Here is a 15,927-nt window from a genome sequence, read left to right on the forward strand (position 1 = left end):
CGTCGCCAGTGGCGTGCTCATCGAGGTCAGAGCTCCTCCGCCACCGACAGCAGGTGCTTGACGCCCGCCACCCGGTCGGTGAGGTGCAGGCGCACCGCCGGACGTCCCCGCGACGCCAGCGCGCCGAGGTCGCCCAGGGCCTGGGCGAGCTGGAGCCGGCCCAGGGTGTACGGCTTGCCCGGCACCTCGATGTCCTCGGTGACGGCGCCGGTGATCTGCAGGAACACGCCCGCCTCCGGGCCGCCCTTGTGGAACTGGCCGGTGGAGTGCAGGAAGCGCGGCCCCCAGCCGAACGTCACCGCGTGGTCGGTCCGGTAGTCCAGCAGCGCCCGAAGCGTCGCCGGGTCGGCCGCCGCCCACGCCTCCGTCAGCTCCTCGAACGAGGCGTCCCCGACCCGCGCGGCGTCGAACGCCGCCTCCCGGTCCAGGTACGCCATGATCGCCAGATAGCCGCGCTCCGGGATCGCCCGCAGCAACCACGTCAGCACGTCCGCCAGGTTCTTCGGGTCGCCCGGCACGTCGCCGTAGACCTCGACCGGGCCGTCCCGGAGGATCGGCGTGCCGGTCGGCAGCGGCCCGTCGCCCGCCTCCTGAAGGATGCGGGTGGTGTTCTCCTTGGACTCGGCGACGTTCGGCTGGTTGAACGGGTCGATCCCGAGCACCCGACCGGCGATCGCCGTGGCGTACTCCCAGACGAGGAACTGCGCGCCCAGCGGGCCGTCGACCGACGTCCCGCCATCCGGGCCGATGTGGACCAGGAACTGGTCGCCGGCCTCGGCCGCCTCGGCGCCGACCACGGGAAGGATGCCCTTGCCCGACTTGCCGGTCGACTCGGCGATGAGCTGCTCGATCCAGTCGGGGAGCCCGTTGATGTCGGTCATGCTGTCGCGCAGGACCATCTTGTCGCGCCCGGCGAGCGCCTCGGCGCCGAGCAGCACGCCCAGGTCGAGGCCCGGGTTGCCGTCGTCGTGGGCGAGCCGCGGGGCGACGGCGGCCGCGTCGTCGAGCAGCCGCACGACGTCGGCGCCGGCCAGGGCGCTCGGCACCAGCCCGAACGCGCTCAGCGCGCTGTAGCGGCCGCCGACGTTCGGGTCGGCCAGGACGACCTGGTACCCGGCCTCGATCGCCGTCTGCTCCAGAGGGGAGCCGGGATCGGTGACCACGACGATGCGGTCGGCCGGGTCGATCCCCGCGTCGCGGAACGCCTTCTCGTAGATCCGCCGGTGGCTGTCGGTCTCGACCGTGCCGCCGCTCTTGCTGGCGACGACCACCAGGGTGCGCTCCAGGCGGTCGTTCAACGCCCGCCGGACCTGCCCGGGGTCGGTGGTGTCGAGAACGGTCAGCGGCACGTCCTCGGTGGCGCAGATCACCTCGGGCGCCAGCGACGAGCCGCCCATCCCGGCCAGGACGACGTGGTCGAGGCCCTCCGCGCGCGCCATCTCGACGAGCTTGGTGATCTCGGGCAGCAGCTCCCTGCTGGTCAGGGGGAGCTTCAGCCAGCCGAGGCGGACGGCCGCCTCGTCCCTGGCCTCCGGCCCCCACAGGCCGGGGTCGCCGGCGGCCAGCGCCGCCGGCACCCCCTCCGCGACCAGCTTCTCCCGGATGGCGCGCACGGCCTCCGGCTCCCGGCCGAGGGTCACCTCGATGGTCATCTCAGGCCTTCCCGAGCTCGGCGGTCACGGTCTCCAGGAGCTCCTTCCAGGAGACCTCGAACTTGTCCACGCCCTCGTCCTCCAGGACCCGCACCACGTCGTCGTAGTCGATGCCGGCCTCCTTGAGCGCGGCCATCGTGTTCCACGCCTGCTCGTAGAACGGGCGCACCGTGTCGCCCGAGATCTTGCCGTGGTCGGCGACCGCGTCGAGCGTCTTCTCCGGCATCGTGTTGACCGTGCCCGCCGTGACGAGCTGGTCGACGTACAGCGTGTCGGGGTAGTCGGGGTTCTTCACGCCGGTCGAGGCCCACAGCGGGCGCTGCGGCCGGGCGCCCGCCGCGCGCAGCGCCTGCCAGCGCGGGCTCGCCATGACCTCCTCGAACGCCGCGAACGCGAGCCGCGCGTTGGCCACCGCCGCCCGGCCCTTCAGCGCGGACGCCTCCGGGGTGCCGACGCTGTCGAGGCGGGCGTCGATCTCGGTGTCGACCCGGCTCACGAAGAACGACGCGACGGACTCGACGGCGGCGAGGTTCACGCCGTTCGCCTTGGCCTTCTCCAGTCCCTCCAGCCAGGCGTCCATGACCGCGCGGTAGCGCTCGAGGGAGAAGATCAGCGTGACGTTGACGCTGATGCCCTCCGCGACGCACTGCGTGATCGCGGGCAGGACCTCGACCGTCGCCGGGATCTTGATGAACAGGTTGGGCCGGTCGACCAGCCACCACAGCGCGCGCGCCTCGGCGACGGTCCTCTCCGTGTCCCGCGCCAGGCGCGGGTCGACCTCGATGGAGACCCGGCCGTCCACGCCGTTCGTCGCGTTGAAGACCGGGCGCAGCACGTCGGCGGCCCAGCGGATGTCGAAGGTCGTGATCGACCGGACGGCCTCCTCGACCGAGACGCCCCGCACCCGCAGGTCGTGGAGCTGCGCGTCGTACGCGTCGCCCTTGCTCAGGGCCGCCGCGAAGATCGTGGGATTGGACGTGACGCCCACGACCTGCTTGTCCCGGATCAGGGCGGCCAGATTGCCGGTGCGCAGACGATCACGGCTGATGTCGTCCAGCCAGATCGACACGCCGGCCCCGGTGAGGCGCTTCAGGTTCTCGCTCATGATCTCCTCAGTTTCCGGTCGTCTCGCCCTTGTCGGCCCCCGTCTTGGCGAGGCTCGCCTTGGCGGCGGCCACCACGCGGTCGGCGGTCAGGCCGAACTGCTCGAAGATGGTCCTGTACGGCGCGGAGGCGCCGAAGTGCTCAAGGCTCAGCACTTCCCCGTCATCACCGACGAACTCGCGCCAGCCCAGGGAGATTCCCGCCTCGACCGCGACCCGGGCGCGAACCGCCGGGGGCAGCACCGACTGCCGGTACGCGGCGTCCTGGGCGCGGAACCACTCCACGCACGGCATCGACACGACCCGGGTCGGGACGCCCTGCTCCTCGAGGATGCGGCGGGCGCCGACCGCCAGCTCGACCTCGCTGCCCGTACCGATGATCACGACGGCGGGCTGGCCGTTGGACGCCTCCTGCAGGATGTAGCCGCCGCGCGCGACATGCTGGTAGACCGTGTCCGCGTCGCCCGTGCCCTCGTACACCGGCAGGTTCTGCCGGGTCAGCGCGAGCGCCGCCGGGCGGTCGGTGTGCTCCAGGATCGCCCTCCACGCCGCGGCCGTCTCGTTCGCGTCGGCCGGGCGCACCACGTCGAGGCCGGGGATCGCGCGCAGCGACCACAGGTGCTCGATCGGCTGGTGGGTCGGGCCGTCCTCGCCGAGGCCGATCGAGTCGTGCGTCCACACGTAGGTCACCGGCAGCTTCATCAGCGCGGCGAGCCGCACCGCCGGGCGCATGTAGTCGCTGAAGACGAGGAAGGTGCCGCCGTACGGGCGGGTGCCGTTGTGCAGGGCGATGCCGTTGAGGATGGCGCCCATGCCGTGCTCGCGGATGCCGAAGTGCAGGGTGCGGCCGTACCGGTTGCCCGGGAACTCGTGCGTCTGGTACTCGTCCGGGATGAAGGACGGCTCGCCCTTCATCGTCGTGTTGTTGGACTCGGCGAGGTCGGCGGAGCCGCCCCACAGCTCCGGCAGCACCGGCGCGAGGGCGCTCAGCACCTCGCCGGACGCCTTGCGGGTGGCGATGGAGGCGCCGGCCTCGAAGGAGGGCAGTGCCTTGTACCAGCCGTTCGGCAGGCGGCGGGCCGAGATCCGGTCGAACAGCTCGGCGCGCTCGGGGTTGTCCGCCCGCCAGCTCTGGTAGCCCTTCTCCCACTCGGCGCGCAGCTCGCGGCCGCGCTTGACGACCTCCCTGGAGTGGTCGAGGACGTCCCCCGGGACCTGGAAGGTCTGCTCGGGGTCGAGGCCGAGCACCCGCTTGGTGGCGGCGACCTCCGCGTCGCCCAGCGCCGCACCGTGGATCTTGCCGGTGTTCTGCTTGCCGGGCGAGGGCCAGCCGATGATGGTGCGCAGCTTGATGAACGTCGGCCGATCGGTCTCCGCGCGGGCCGCCTCGAGGGCGTCGTACAGCGCCTGCACGTCCTCCTTGTACTCGCCGGTGGCGGTCCAGTCGACCTCCAGCACCTGCCAGCCGTACGCCTCGTACCGCTTGGAGATGTCCTCCGACAGCGCGATCTGGGTGTCGTCCTCGATCGAGATGTGGTTGGAGTCGAAGACGACGGCGAGGTTGCCCAGCTTCTGGTGGCCGGCGAGCGCGCTGACCTCGTGGCTGATGCCCTCCTCGATGTCGCCCTCGGAGGCGAAGCACCAGATCATGTGGTCGAACGGCGACGTCCCGGGGGCCGCGTCCGGGTCGAACAGGCCGCGCTCGCGGCGGGCCGCCATGGCCATGCCGACCGCGTTGCCGATGCCCTGGCCGAGCGGGCCGGTCGTGGTCTCCACGCCGACGGTGTGGCCGTACTCCGGGTGGCCCGGGGTGAGGCTGCCCCACTGCCGCAGCGCCTTGAGGTCCTCCAGGCGCAGGCCGTAGCCCGAGAGGTAGAGCTGGATGTAAAGGGTCAGGCTGCTGTGACCGCAGGAAAGGACGAACCGGTCGCGGCCCACCCACTTGGCGTCGGACGGGTCGTGCCGGAGGACCCGCTGGAAAAGGAGATAGGCCGCGGGAGCCAGGCTCATCGCAGTTCCGGGGTGACCCGAGCCCGCCTTCTCGACCGCGTCCATCGCCAGTGCTCGCACCACGTCGACTGCTCGCCGGTCGAGGTCGGTCCACTCAAGGCTTGCGCTGCTCAACTGCTCGATTCCCCTCTAGTTTCATTGCGCCGGTTTTGGCATTTCCCGCCCACACGGGACCCTAACGGGTCGGGGGTCCTACCGTTCGGTAGACCACCGCCGTACGGGCCGCACGGCGCCGTGAGCGGGGGCGTTCCGGCCGGGCCGCGCGGGCGTCCCTTCCGGCCCCAGTTCAGGGACCACCGGTTCTCCCGACTACAGTGAGTCCACAAGTGCCTGGCTGCTGCCCGGAGATCCGCTCAATTCAGAGGTTACGCGTTGACCCCGCACACGCTGGAAGCGCCTTGACGGTGCTGACGAAGATGGAATCGGTGCCCCCGCTCGGAACGGCGGTGGCGACCGCGCCGCGCTCCCTGGGCGCGCTTGTGCGGGCGTACGTCGCGCTCACCAAGCCGCGGATCATCGAGCTGCTGCTGATCACGACCCTCCCCGTCATGTTCCTCGCCGCGCGCGGCCTGCCGCCGCTGTGGACGGCCATCGCGACGATGGTCTTCGGCACGCTGTCCGCCGGCAGCGCCAACGTGCTGAACTGCTACATCGACCGGGACATCGACAAGACGATGCGGCGCACCCGCCGCCGTCCCCTGGCCAAGTCCGAGGTCTCCCCGACGGGCGCGCTGGTCTTCGGCGTGATCCTCGGCGTCATCTCCACCGTCGGCCTCGGCCTGGCCGTGAACTGGCTCGCCGCCGCGCTGTCGCTGGGCGCGATCCTGTTCTACGTCCTCGTCTACTCGATGGTGCTCAAGCGGCGCACCGTGCAGAACATCGTCTGGGGCGGCATCGCCGGCTGCATGCCGGTGCTGATCGGCTGGGCCGGCATCACCGGCAGCCTCTCGTGGGCCCCCGTCGTGCTGTTCGGCGTCGTGTTCTTCTGGACGCCGCCGCACACCTGGACGCTGGCCATGCGCTACCGCGAGGACTACGCCTCGGTGGACGTGCCGATGCTGCCGGTCGTCGCGACCGAGCGCCGCGTCGTGCGCGAGGTGATCGCCTACACCTGGGCGACCGTGCTGTGCTCGCTGCTGCTGTGGCCGGTCGCCGGGACGTCGCTCCTGTACCCGGTCGTCGCCGCCGTCCTCGGAGCCGCCTGCCTGTGGGAGGTCTACCGCCTGCTCGGCCGCCTGAACGCGGGCAAGACCGGGGTCGACCTGCGCCCGATGCGCTTCTTCCACTGGTCGAACGTCTACCTCGCGCTGCTGTTCCTCACCGTCGCGGTCGACTCGCTGTTCGTCTGAGCCGCCGGCCCGAGCCGCCGGCCTGAGCCGCCGACCAGGCGGCCGGGCCGCGCCGCCGTCACGTGTAGAACGCGTGGACGTTGTCGCGCGGGACGGCCCGGTGGTCGCCCGCCGGGCCCCGCGAGAAGGCGCGCAACAGGTTCGACGTCGTCCGCGTGACGAACCGGCGGGTCCTCGCGTCCATGTCGTGGGCCCGCGGGCCTCCGGGGAGACCGGCCCGCAGCCCCTCCACCCACCGCATCGTGCCCGTCGCGAAGACCCCCGCGCCGCTCGGCGTCGTGTAGTACGCCGAGTCGGCGAAACTCGGCCGGTTCCCGCACATCAGCGGCGAGTGCGCGATGATCTCGATCGGCCGCGGCGTCGGCACGCTCGGCGTCACCCGGTCGTACTCCACGCCGACCAGGTGCGGGAACGCGTCGCCGCGCCGCACCCCGGTCCCCTCGAACAGCCAGTGGTGCGGCGCCGCCACCACGTAGGGGGCGTCGGCGGGGAACCCGTCGTAGTAGACGCCCGTGAGCGAGGACTCCGGGTCCGGCGCGGGCGCCGACCTGAAGTCCGCCGTCACCTCGGGGGGCCGCCGCCCGTACATCGGGTCGCGGGCGTACTGGTCCTTGTAGCAGACGACCAGCCGGCCCTCGTTCTCCACCCGGATGCGGCGGTAGCAGGTGTTGGCCCCCAGGAAGGCGATGTTGGACCCGGCGTCCCTGGCCCGGGTGACCTGCCTGCGCATCTGCGGCGTCCAGTACTCGTCGTGGCCGAGGAAGACGATCGACGCCGCGCCCTTCATCAGCTCGGGCGTCAGGTCCAGGCCCGTCGTGTACGCCAGGGGGACGCCGAGGCGTTCGGCGAGCACCACCAGCGCGCGCTCGTAGACGAGGAACTTCTCCGCGCCGTTCTTGTCGTAGGGCCGGTCGAAGCTCACCGCGAGGGAGCGGGCGCCGTAGCTGCCGTCCCGCCCGTAGTAGAGGCTGTAGCCGCCCCACTGGTTGTACGCCTGCCAGGTGGCCGTGGCGTGCACCAGCAGCGTGCGGCCGGTGGCCTCCGCGGACCGCAGGATGAGCGGCACGTACCGCTGGTGCCCCTTCGCCGAGTCGAGCCGCAGCAGGTAGGCACCCTCGGGCCAGCCCGCCGTCGGCACCGTGAGGGACCGCCGCCAGTTCGCGTGCACCGTGCGGGTCGCCCCGTCGAGGTCGCCGCGCCCCTGCCTGCGGCCGGGCAGCCACTCCGACCGCCACACCCGGCGCGCCTCCGCCCCGCCGTACCAGCCCATGCGGTACGCGGTGACCCGGAAGCGGTCGGCGGTGGTCGAGACGCGCAGCTCGACCGGATGGCCGGGGAGCACGCTCGCCCGGTCGCAGTAGCCCTCGATCGCGTCGGCCGGGCCGTACGAGCGGGCCCGCCAGGCGGGGTCGCCGGGCCGGAGCCGCTCGTAGCGGGCCGGCTGCGGCGAGGCCGCCGCGTCGGGGGACGGGCTCGCGGACGGGAGCAGGAGCGGCCCCGAGGCGGGCGTTCCCCCCGCCCGCGCCGCCGCGCCGTCGTGCCCGCCGGCCCCGCAGGCCGTGGCGCCCGCCGTGGCCGCGGCCACGACGCCGAGGAAGGTCCTGCGGCTCAGCCTGCCGCCGTCGGTCTCGTCCATCCGCTCCGCCCCCCGTGACGAACGGCCAACAAGAAGATCGCTCCGCAGAACGCTACCCCCGGCGGGGAAAGGCAGGGTCGAGCGTACGGTCAGGCGGTGGTCCGCATTCGGGAAAGGCGCGGAACGCCGGACGGCCGGGGGGATCTTCGGGGGCGGGGCGGACAGCGGGTCTCCGGTCGGTTACATTCGCGGAATGGCGAGCCTGGATCCGCGTACCGTGCTGAAGGAACGCCCGTCGGTCGGCCTGATCATCGGTCTGATCCTGGCAGGCATCTGCGCCCTCGTGACACTGTCGTTCGACATCTTCGACGGTGACCCCGTCCAGTTCTTCATCGCCCTCGTGCTCGCGGTCGCCCCCGTCCCGCTGCTGCTCGCCGGAGTGCTCGCCCTCGACCGCATGGAACCCGAGCCGCGGGCCAACCTCGCCTTCGCCTTCGCGTGGGGGGCGGGCGTCGCCGTGCTCTTCGCCGGCCTGCTCAACTCGCTCAACCTGATCTACATCGAGCACCAGATCGGCAGCGCCGCGAACGCCCGCAACCTCGTCGCGACGTTCGGCGCTCCGCTGGTGGAGGAGACCATGAAGGGCCTGGTGCTGCTCGGTCTGCTCCGCTTCCGCCGCCAGGAGCTCGACGGCCCCACCGACGGCATCATCTACGCCAGCATGGTCGGCCTCGGGTTCGCCATGTCCGAGAACGTCAGCTACTACCTGGCCGCGCTGTCCGAGCACGGGCCCGAGGGGCTCGCCGCCACGGTCGTGCTCAGGGGCGTGCTGTCGCCGTTCGCGCATCCGCTGTTCACCTCCCTGATCGGCATCTCCGTGGCGTACGCGGCCCAGCGGCGCGGCGCGAACTGGGTCGTCCTGGCGGGCTGGGCGGGCGCGATGGTGCTGCACGGCCTGTGGAACGGCCTCGCCTCGTTCGGCGGCTTCCCCGGGCTGGTCGTCGCGTACCTGGTGCTGATGGTCCTGCTCTTCGTCGAGCTGGGCGTCATCTTCCGCGACCGCAAGCGGATCGTCGGGCTGATCCACCGCTACCTGCCGCCGTATGAGCGGAACGGGCTGATCAACGAGGCGGACATCTTCATGCTGTCGTCGCTGAAGGGACGGCGGCAGGCCCGCCAGTGGGCCAAGGCCCACGGGGGCAAGGCGGGAGTGCGGGCGATGAGCGACTACCAGCTCGCCGCCACCGAGCTGGGGCTGCTGCACGAGCGGGCGTCCCGCGGCGGCACCGACGAGAGATCGTTCCGCGAGCGGCAGCGGGCGCTCGCCGACCTCATGGCGCACGCGCGCATGTCGTTCCCGCTGCCGGGGCGGCACCAGCAGGCGGCGGCCAAAGGGGTGCCGCCGCCCGGATACGCGCCGGGTGCCCCGCCGCCCGGCACGCCACCGCCGGGGTACGGGCCCGGCACTCCCGGGAGTGGTCCGACGGGGTACGGGCCTGACGCTCCCGGGAGTGGTCCGTCGCCGGGGTACCGGGCCGGCGCGTACGGCCCGCCGCCGGGGTACGGGGAGCCGGGACCCCCTCCCGGGGCCACGCCCCCCGGTCCTGGGGCTCCTCCGGGAACTCCGCCGCCGGGATACGGGCCGGGGGTCCCTCCGGGGCAGGGATCGGGGGCTCCGCCCGAGCAGGGGCATCCGCCGCCCCCTGACCACCCCTCTCCGCCGTTTCCGGGACCTCCCCGCTGGAATCCGCCGCCCAGGACGTAAGGGCGATTTCCCGGCGAAGTTCTCTTTCCGGGGAGGCGGTCGCGTGCTTGAATCGGGATGCGCGATGGCCCTGATGGGTGGGCTCTGCAGGGTGTGCGGTGCGCCGTACGCCGCTCTTTCACCGGCAACGCCGTTCCGGCGTGCCCGGCGCGCCTCCCCGAGATGGGCGGGCGCGTGCCGCGGCGCGCCCGCCCATCACGAGGAGAACCCCCTGTGAGATCCAGGCGCCAACTCGCCGTCCTCGCCACACTCACGGTCGCGATCGCCACGGTCGCCGTCGCCCTGTTCCAGGGAGCCGCCGACGCGCACGGCGCGCTCCAGGCCCCCGCCAGCCGCACCTACGCCTGCTATGTGGACGGGCTGTCCGGCGGCGAGATCAAACCCGTCAACCCCGCCTGCAGGCAGGCCGTCGCGGACGGCGGCACCCAGCCGCTGTACGACTGGTACGGCGTGCTCCGTTCCGACGGCGCCGGCCGCACCCGGGGCTTCATCCCGGACGGCCAGTTGTGCAGCGGCGGGTTCGGCAAATACGCCGCCTACGACGCCCCTCGGGCGGACTGGCCGGTCACGACCCTCAAAGCCGGCTCGACGTACAACTTCGTCTACGGCGCCTGGGTGCCCCACCCGGGCGGCTTCAAGCTCTATGCGACGAAGGACGGCTACGACCCCACCAAGCCGCTCACCTGGGCGGACATGGAGGAGGAGCCGTTCCTGACCGTCGATCCGGAGCCGCCGGTGAGCGACGGCGCGTACCGGTTCTCGGGGCGGCTGCCGGACAAGAGCGGGAGGCACGTGATCTACGCGGTGTGGTACCGGTCGGACAGCCAGGAGACCTTCTACGGCTGCTCGGACGTGATGTTCATCCGGGACACGCCGTCCGCCTCGCCGTCGCCGTCGCCCAGCCCGCCACCCAGTCCGTCCCCCCGCCGGGGCCTCCTGCACGGCCACGGTGCGGCTGACGAACTCCTGGCCGGGCGGCTTCCAGGGTGAGGTCACGATCGAGAACACCGGGTCGTCCGTGCTCAACGGGTGGTACGTCCAGTGGACGCTCCCCTCGGGAGCCAAGATCACGCAGGCGTGGAACGGCACGTCCATGCAGAGCGGGCCGACGGCGATGATCCACGCCGAGTCGTGGAACTCGGCTCTGGCGGCGGGGGCGACGGCCACCGCCGGATTCCTCGGCACGTCCGCCTCGACGCCGACGTTCACCGACGTGAGCTGCGGCTGACGCCTCCCCGTCGGGAGCCCCGGCGGATGATCTCCGTACGGGCCGGGCCCACGGGCGCACCGCACGGGCCGATGGACGGGGACCGGGCGGGCTCATCCGACGGGGACCGAGAGGAGGGGGCGTGGAACGGGTCCGGGGAGAGTGCCGGTGGGCGCTCTCCCCGGATCCGCGATGGGTGGGCGAAGCGGGATCCGCCCTTCATGTACGCGATGCGATGGCCTCGTCCGTACGGCCTCACCTCCCCGATAGGCGTGGAAGCGCTCCGGGTGAAAGGACGTCCGGACCCTACGCCGCCGCGGTGAGACCGGGCCAGGACGGCCGTCCGGCTGATCGGGCAACGGCAGCTCAGGGCGGGTTTCCGGGATGAAAGTTTCGCCTCGGCGGCGTCTCCCGCCCCGGCCACGCCGACATGGGGCCGGGGCCGTGGGCAGGAGGGGCGGGAAGCCGAGGCTGAGGGGCGGGCGGCGAACGCCCGCCGGGCGACGACAGGGGGGAGGGGCGGCGCCGGCGAGGGGTGACGGAGTCAGGAGGCGAGCGCCTGGTCGAGCGTGCGCTCGCGGGGGCCGAGCAGCGGGTCCGCGCGGAGGATCCCGGCCTCCAGGAGCGCCTTCGCCGAGGCGAAGAACTCGCGGGTCGCGTACACGTAGGTCTGGAGCGGCCAGTCCCGGGTGGAGTCGTCGCCGACGCCGAAGGTGTCCAGCCCCGCTGTACGGCACAGCGTGACGGCGCGCGGGAGGTGGAAGTTCTGGGTCACCACGACCGCCCGGGACGCCCCGAAGATCTTCCTGGCGCGTACGCAGGAGGCCCAGGTGTCGAATCCGGCGTAGTCGAGGACGACCTTCTCCCGAGGGACGCCGTGGGCGGTGAGATAGTCGCGCATCGCCGACGGCTCGTCGTACCCGACCCGGCTGTTGTCACCCGAGACCAGCAGGGCGTGGACCTTGCCCGAGCGGTAGAGCCGGACGCCGATGTCGAGCCGGGTGCGGAGCATCGGCGTCGGGGCGGCGCGCGCGGTGAGCCCGGCCCCGAGCACGAGGGCGACGGGCATCGTAGGCACCGAGGACAGCCACGCGTCCGAGGGACCGGCGGTGACACGGCGCCCCGAGCTGTCCAGCCAGGCCCAGGTCATCGGGGCGAGGGCGAGCACGCTCAGCGCGGCCAGGATCTGGAATCCGCGCCGCAGGCCCGCGCGGGACCAGGTCCAGGGGAGGAGGCGACTCAGGAGGGCGTCGGTGTAGGAGCTCAACGAGAGTCCTCTCGGACGAGGCGATCGGCGGTGAAGCAGGAAGACCGGCCGGTGACGGTTGGGATCCCCCTCGTTTGCGAGGGGGAGGATGTCAAGGGGGCACCAAGTGTAGATCCGGACGCCGGGCGGCCGGACGGTGCGGCGAGACCGGCCTCCGCGTGGAGGTCCGGTCGGACGCGGGCGGCTGATCCGGGCCGCCGAGGCGTTCCTGTCGGCTTCCGGGGCGCCGGTGGCCCCTGGAGCGCTCCTTCGCCGCCGTCGCCCGCCGGCCGCATGAGCCCCCCACGTAGGGCGTCCGGGGTGACGACTCCACGTGAGGACGTCCGGCTCGTCGTCTCTCCGTCAGGAGGCGCGGCTCGCGGCCTGCGCGTCGTGGACGATCAGCGCGATCTGGACCCGGTTGTTCAGGCCCAGCTTGGTGAGGATGCGCGAGACGTGGGCCTTGACCGTGGGCACGCTCATGTACAGCTCGGCGCCGATCTCGGCGTTGGACCTGCCCTCGCCGACCGCGACCGCGACCTCCCGCTCACGCGCGCTGAGCAGGTCGAGCCGGGCACGGGCCCGGTCACGGCGGGCTCCCGCGCCGCCGTCGGCGTGACGAGCTGCCGCCGCGCCCGCACGACGGTCCCCCACGCGAAGACCAGCAGGGTCAGCGCGGCCGCCAGCAGGAACGATCCCCAGACGCCGAGGAGCGGATCGGGCCGCAGATGCACGTACGGGAGCGTGGTCAGGAGGGCGAAGCCGACGACCGGCCCCGCGATCCTGAACGGGCGGTGCACGGCCACGGTGAACAGCGCCACGACGCACGCGCCGCCCACCAGCGCGAGCACCGAGGTGAGCAGGGACGTCACCAGGGCCAGGGCGACCGGCCGGCGGCGACGCAGCCAGACGGCCGCGCAGGACAGCGCGCCGAGCACCTGCTCGACGGCGATGTACGCCCCGGCCTCGCCGGCGATGTCCGGCGCCGAGGCCAGGGTCAGACCGCAGGCGACCAGGAACAGGGCTGTGTCCACGACCCAGTCGCGCGTGGTGCGCCGCGTGGGGCGCTCTCCCTCGCCCTCGCCGAGGAGGACCGAGGGCAGCAGCCACCGGTACTCCAACCTCGACGTCATGTGCACCGAGGTTACGGCGTGATCGCGGCTTCGCGACACCGACCAAAGTAGGCATCACCCGCTACCCCTGGCGGACGCGGGCGGCCGTCTCACCGCGTGAGGCTTGCCCCATGAAGACGTTGCTCGAAGTCGTGGGCTGGGTGGCGCTGGTCCAGGGGGTCGGCGGGACCGTCAACACCCTGCTCGGCTGGTGGAGGTGGGCGCACGATCTCCTGATCGTCCACCATGTCGGCGCGCTGGCGGGATATGAGGTGTTCGCGTCGATCACGCTCGCGGTGCTCGGCCTCGCGCTGCTCGGGACGGCCGGCACCCTCAAGAAGGGGCGCTCCTCGTGACGCCCTCCACGCGGCTGCGGCCGCCGCGCAACCAGGCCGATCCGCGCGCTGCTCCGGCTGGCCTCGCGCGCCGTGCCGGGCCTGCTGGAGCCGTTCGTCGAGAGGGCCCGGTGACCGCTCAGGCGGGTGTCTCGCCCGGCGTGGCCGGGGCCAGGGCTCGCTCGCCCGCCTCCTCGCCGGCGGGGCCGTCGGCGGGGAGCGGGTCGCGGGTGCGCATCAGGAAGACCACGCGCAGCGTGCCGATCCACACCAGGGTCGAGCCGAGCACGTGCAGCAGCACGAGCACGGCGGGGATGGCCAGGAAGTACTGCACGTAGCCGATGACGCCCTGCGCCAGCTCGATGCCGAACAGCGCGATCGCGGCCCGGCGGACCCGGGTGGGGGCGTCGGTCAGATGCAGCGCGAACACCAGCGCGAAGGTGAGCCCGACGACGATCCACACGACGTCGGCGTGCAGCCGGGCCACGGTCTCGATGTCGAAACCGAACCGTGAGGCGGCCTCGTCGCCCGAGTGCGGCCCCGTCCCGGTGACGACGACGCCCGCGACGAGCAGCACGGCGACCGCGCCCAGCAGGACGAGACCGAGGGTGCGGATGTGCCGGTGGACCACAGGGCGCGCCGGCCCGTCACCCTCGCCGGCCCGGGCGAACAACGCGTACGCGGCGGCGGTCATGGCGACCGACAGCAGGAAATGGACGCTCACCGTGACCGGGTGGAGCATGGTCCGCACGACCAGGCCGCCCCAGAGCCCCTGGGCGACCACGCCGATCGGCTGGAGCCAGGCGAGCCGCACCAGGACGCGCCGGCCCCTGCCCTCGGGGTCCTCGCGGACTAGCCGGACGGCGGCCAGGACACAGGCGACGCCGACGGCGAGGACGAGGAAGGTCAGCAGCCGGTTGCCGAACTCGATCGCCATGTTGAGCGGGGAGTGCGCGGCGTGCTGGGCCGGGACGAAGCTGTCCGGCGTGCACTTGGGCCACGTCGGGCAGCCCAGCCCCGACTTGGACACCCGGACACCGGCGCCGGTGACGGTGATACCCGCGTTGACGACGATGCTGGCGACCGCCCATCCGCGCATCGAGGCGGTCGTCGGCAGCCAGTACGACCGGTGGAACCCGGCGGCGCGATCACGGATCTGGGCGGAGAGGCTGGTCACGCTCAAATGGTAGGCGGCGGTGGGGGTGGTCCCGCCTTCGCCCCGTTTGGAGGAGCCCGAGGGGTATTGCCAGCCTCCAGTGAAATATGACACATTACTGACCTCCGAGGGAGGTGGGCGGGCGTGCCGGATGTCGTGGTGATCGGTGCCGGAATGGTCGGCGCGGCCTGCGCGTACTACGCCGCCCGGGAGGGACTGAGCGTCACCGTCGTGGACCGCGCGGCCGTCGCCGGCGGCACCACGGGATCGGGGGAGGGCAACGTCCTCGTCTCGGACAAGGAGCCGGGCCCCGAGCTGGACCTCGCCGTCCTGTCCTGCCGCCTCTGGACCGAACTGGCCTCGGAGGCCCGCGAGGCGGGCGGCTTCGAGCACGAGCCCAAGGGCGGCCTGGTGGTCGCGGAGAGCGACGAGGTGCTGCGCGCCCTCACCCAGCTGGCCGGCCGGCAGGGGAAGAGCGGCGTCGTGACCCGTCAGGTGGCCACCGCCGAGCTGGCCGGCTACGAGCCGCACCTCGCCCCCGGGTTCGCGGGCGGGGTCTTCTACCCCCAGGACGCCCAGGTGCAGCCGATGCTCGCCGCCGCGCGGCTGATCCGCCGGTGGCCGCGCGTCGCCCTGCGCACCGGGACCGAGGTCACCGGCCTCCTCATGGAGCGCGGCCGGGTCACCGGGGTGCGCACCCGCGACGGCGACATCCCGGCCGGCGCGGTCGTCAACGCCGGAGGCGTCTGGGGCGACCGGATCGCCGCGTTCGCGGGCGTCGAACTCCCGATCATGCCGCGCCGCGGCTTCATCCTGGTCACCGAGCCGCTCGCCCCGGCGTACGGCGCCTCGCCGGCGGGGCCGCCCGCGCCGCTGGTCCGGCACAAGGTCTACACGGCGGCCTACGTGACGAACGTGGCCAGCGACTCCGAGGGCCTGGAGACCTCCGCCGTCGTGGAGGCCACCCGGGCGGGCACCGTGCTCATCGGCGCGAGCCGCGAGCGCGTCGGCTTCGACCGAACCGTCTCCCTGCCCGTGCTCGCGCGGCTGGCCCGGCAGGCGGTGGACCTGTTCCCGGCGCTCGCGGACGTCCGGGCGATCAGGGCCTACTGCGGGTTCCGGCCGTACTGTCCGGACCACCTGCCCGTCATCGGGGCCGACCCGCGGGTTCCCGGGCTCTACCACGCGTGCGGCCACGAGGGCGCGGGCATAGGGCTCGCCCCGGTGACCGGACTCCTCACCGCGCGGCTCCTCACCGGAGCGGAGCCGGAGATCGATCCCGCGCCCTTCCGCCCGGATCGCTTCGCCGGGACCCCGGGATGACCGGCCGCCGCGACGCGCGCGCGGGCGGCCCGGGTGACCCGACGGCCGAGCGCGGCGGTGGAGGCGGGGCGGAGGCCGTGAGAGGCGGGCACG

General features: G+C 72.9%; 12 protein-coding genes and 2 pseudogenes. 6 read left to right on the forward strand and 8 right to left on the reverse strand.

Features of this window, described 5'->3' with window-relative positions:
* Positions 1-26: 26 nt before the first annotated feature.
* The 3 genes from AWQ70_RS22415 to tkt are packed head-to-tail and all read right to left on the reverse strand — an operon-like array spanning position 27 to position 4,810.
* Complete coding sequence (locus AWQ70_RS22415; protein ID WP_067179229.1) at positions 27-1,652, reverse strand: phosphoglucose isomerase-related protein; 1,626 nt, start codon at positions 1,650-1,652, stop codon at positions 27-29.
* Between the two features lies 1 nt (position 1,653).
* Positions 1,654-2,757: a transaldolase gene (tal, locus tag AWQ70_RS22420; RefSeq protein ID WP_067179231.1), complete on the reverse strand. Its 1,104-nt coding sequence runs from the start codon at positions 2,755-2,757 to the stop codon at positions 1,654-1,656.
* Positions 2,758-2,764: 7 nt separating this feature from the next.
* The gene (gene tkt / locus AWQ70_RS22425) at positions 2,765-4,810 is read right to left on the reverse strand and encodes a transketolase (RefSeq protein ID WP_373282359.1); all 2,046 of its coding nucleotides are present in this window, start codon (positions 4,808-4,810) and stop codon (positions 2,765-2,767) included.
* A gap of 353 nt (positions 4,811-5,163) precedes the next feature.
* On the opposite strand from tkt, the gene AWQ70_RS22430 reads away from it, so the two are divergent.
* Positions 5,164-6,114 carry a heme o synthase gene (locus tag AWQ70_RS22430; RefSeq protein WP_067179235.1) on the forward strand — a complete coding sequence of 317 codons (951 nt, stop codon included), beginning with the start codon at positions 5,164-5,166 and terminating at the stop codon, positions 6,112-6,114.
* Positions 6,115-6,172: 58 nt separating this feature from the next.
* Here AWQ70_RS22430 and AWQ70_RS22435 read toward each other — a convergent pair whose 3' ends face one another.
* Positions 6,173-7,750: a N,N-dimethylformamidase beta subunit family domain-containing protein gene (locus tag AWQ70_RS22435; protein ID WP_157530245.1), complete on the reverse strand. Its 1,578-nt coding sequence runs from the start codon at positions 7,748-7,750 to the stop codon at positions 6,173-6,175.
* 193 nt (positions 7,751-7,943) lie between these two features.
* Here AWQ70_RS22435 and AWQ70_RS22440 point away from each other — a divergent pair, with 193 nt between their 5' ends.
* The 3 genes from AWQ70_RS22440 (at position 7,944) to AWQ70_RS40600 (ending at position 10,683) form a co-directional block, all read left to right on the forward strand.
* On the forward strand, positions 7,944-9,455 hold the full coding sequence (locus tag AWQ70_RS22440) for a PrsW family intramembrane metalloprotease (RefSeq protein WP_084517620.1): 1,512 nt from the start codon (positions 7,944-7,946) through the stop codon (positions 9,453-9,455).
* Positions 9,456-9,668: 213 nt separating this feature from the next.
* Positions 9,669-10,445, forward strand: a complete 777-nt coding sequence (locus AWQ70_RS22445; protein ID WP_245647098.1) for a lytic polysaccharide monooxygenase auxiliary activity family 9 protein — start codon at positions 9,669-9,671, stop codon at positions 10,443-10,445.
* Positions 10,405-10,683 carry a cellulose binding domain-containing protein gene (locus AWQ70_RS40600; RefSeq protein WP_245647099.1) on the forward strand — a complete coding sequence of 93 codons (279 nt, stop codon included), beginning with the start codon at positions 10,405-10,407 and terminating at the stop codon, positions 10,681-10,683. The genes AWQ70_RS22445 and AWQ70_RS40600 overlap by 41 nt, the downstream gene beginning before the upstream one ends.
* A gap of 523 nt (positions 10,684-11,206) precedes the next feature.
* On the opposite strand, the gene AWQ70_RS22450 is transcribed toward AWQ70_RS40600, so the two are convergent.
* The 3 genes and pseudogenes from AWQ70_RS22450 to AWQ70_RS42610 form a co-directional block, all read right to left on the reverse strand.
* On the reverse strand, positions 11,207-11,929 hold the full coding sequence (locus AWQ70_RS22450) for a SanA/YdcF family protein (protein ID WP_067179237.1): 723 nt from the start codon (positions 11,927-11,929) through the stop codon (positions 11,207-11,209).
* A 342-nt stretch (positions 11,930-12,271) separates the two neighbouring features.
* A pseudogene (locus tag AWQ70_RS22455) lies at positions 12,272-12,508 on the reverse strand (response regulator transcription factor); the annotation flags it as partial.
* A gap of 80 nt (positions 12,509-12,588) precedes the next feature.
* Positions 12,589-13,041: pseudogene (locus tag AWQ70_RS42610) on the reverse strand (sensor histidine kinase); the annotation flags it as partial.
* Between the two features lie 110 nt (positions 13,042-13,151).
* Here AWQ70_RS42610 and AWQ70_RS22465 point away from each other — a divergent pair.
* Positions 13,152-13,376, forward strand: coding sequence for a hypothetical protein (locus AWQ70_RS22465; protein ID WP_067179239.1), 225 nt, complete (start codon positions 13,152-13,154; stop codon positions 13,374-13,376).
* A gap of 118 nt (positions 13,377-13,494) precedes the next feature.
* On the opposite strand, the gene AWQ70_RS22470 is transcribed toward AWQ70_RS22465, so the two are convergent.
* Positions 13,495-14,532, reverse strand: coding sequence for a COX15/CtaA family protein (locus AWQ70_RS22470; protein ID WP_067179240.1), 1,038 nt, complete (start codon positions 14,530-14,532; stop codon positions 13,495-13,497).
* Between the two features lie 123 nt (positions 14,533-14,655).
* Between AWQ70_RS22470 and AWQ70_RS22475 the strand changes: the two genes are divergently transcribed.
* Entirely contained in the window at positions 14,656-15,834 is a 1,179-nt protein-coding gene (locus tag AWQ70_RS22475) for an NAD(P)/FAD-dependent oxidoreductase (protein ID WP_084517625.1), read from the forward strand.
* The last annotated feature ends 93 nt before the right edge of the window (positions 15,835-15,927 follow it).

This window comes from Microtetraspora niveoalba (assembly GCF_001570405.1).
Lineage (GTDB): Bacteria > Actinomycetota > Actinomycetes > Streptosporangiales > Streptosporangiaceae > Microtetraspora > Microtetraspora niveoalba.

What these genes read in the sequence shown, in the direction of transcription:
- tkt (WP_373282359.1), bottom strand. Translation starts at nt 4,810, where the DNA reads ATGGACGCGGTCGAGAAGGCGGGCTCGGGTCACCCCGGAACTGCGATG.
- AWQ70_RS22440 (WP_084517620.1), top strand. Translation starts at nt 7,944, where the DNA reads ATGGCGAGCCTGGATCCGCGTACCGTGCTGAAGGAACGCCCGTCGGTC.
- tal (WP_067179231.1), bottom strand. Translation starts at nt 2,757, where the DNA reads ATGAGCGAGAACCTGAAGCGCCTCACCGGGGCCGGCGTGTCGATCTGG.
- AWQ70_RS22415 (WP_067179229.1), bottom strand. Translation starts at nt 1,652, where the DNA reads ATGACCATCGAGGTGACCCTCGGCCGGGAGCCGGAGGCCGTGCGCGCC.
- AWQ70_RS22435 (WP_157530245.1), bottom strand. Translation starts at nt 7,750, where the DNA reads ATGGACGAGACCGACGGCGGCAGGCTGAGCCGCAGGACCTTCCTCGGC.
- AWQ70_RS22465 (WP_067179239.1), top strand. Translation starts at nt 13,152, where the DNA reads ATGAAGACGTTGCTCGAAGTCGTGGGCTGGGTGGCGCTGGTCCAGGGG.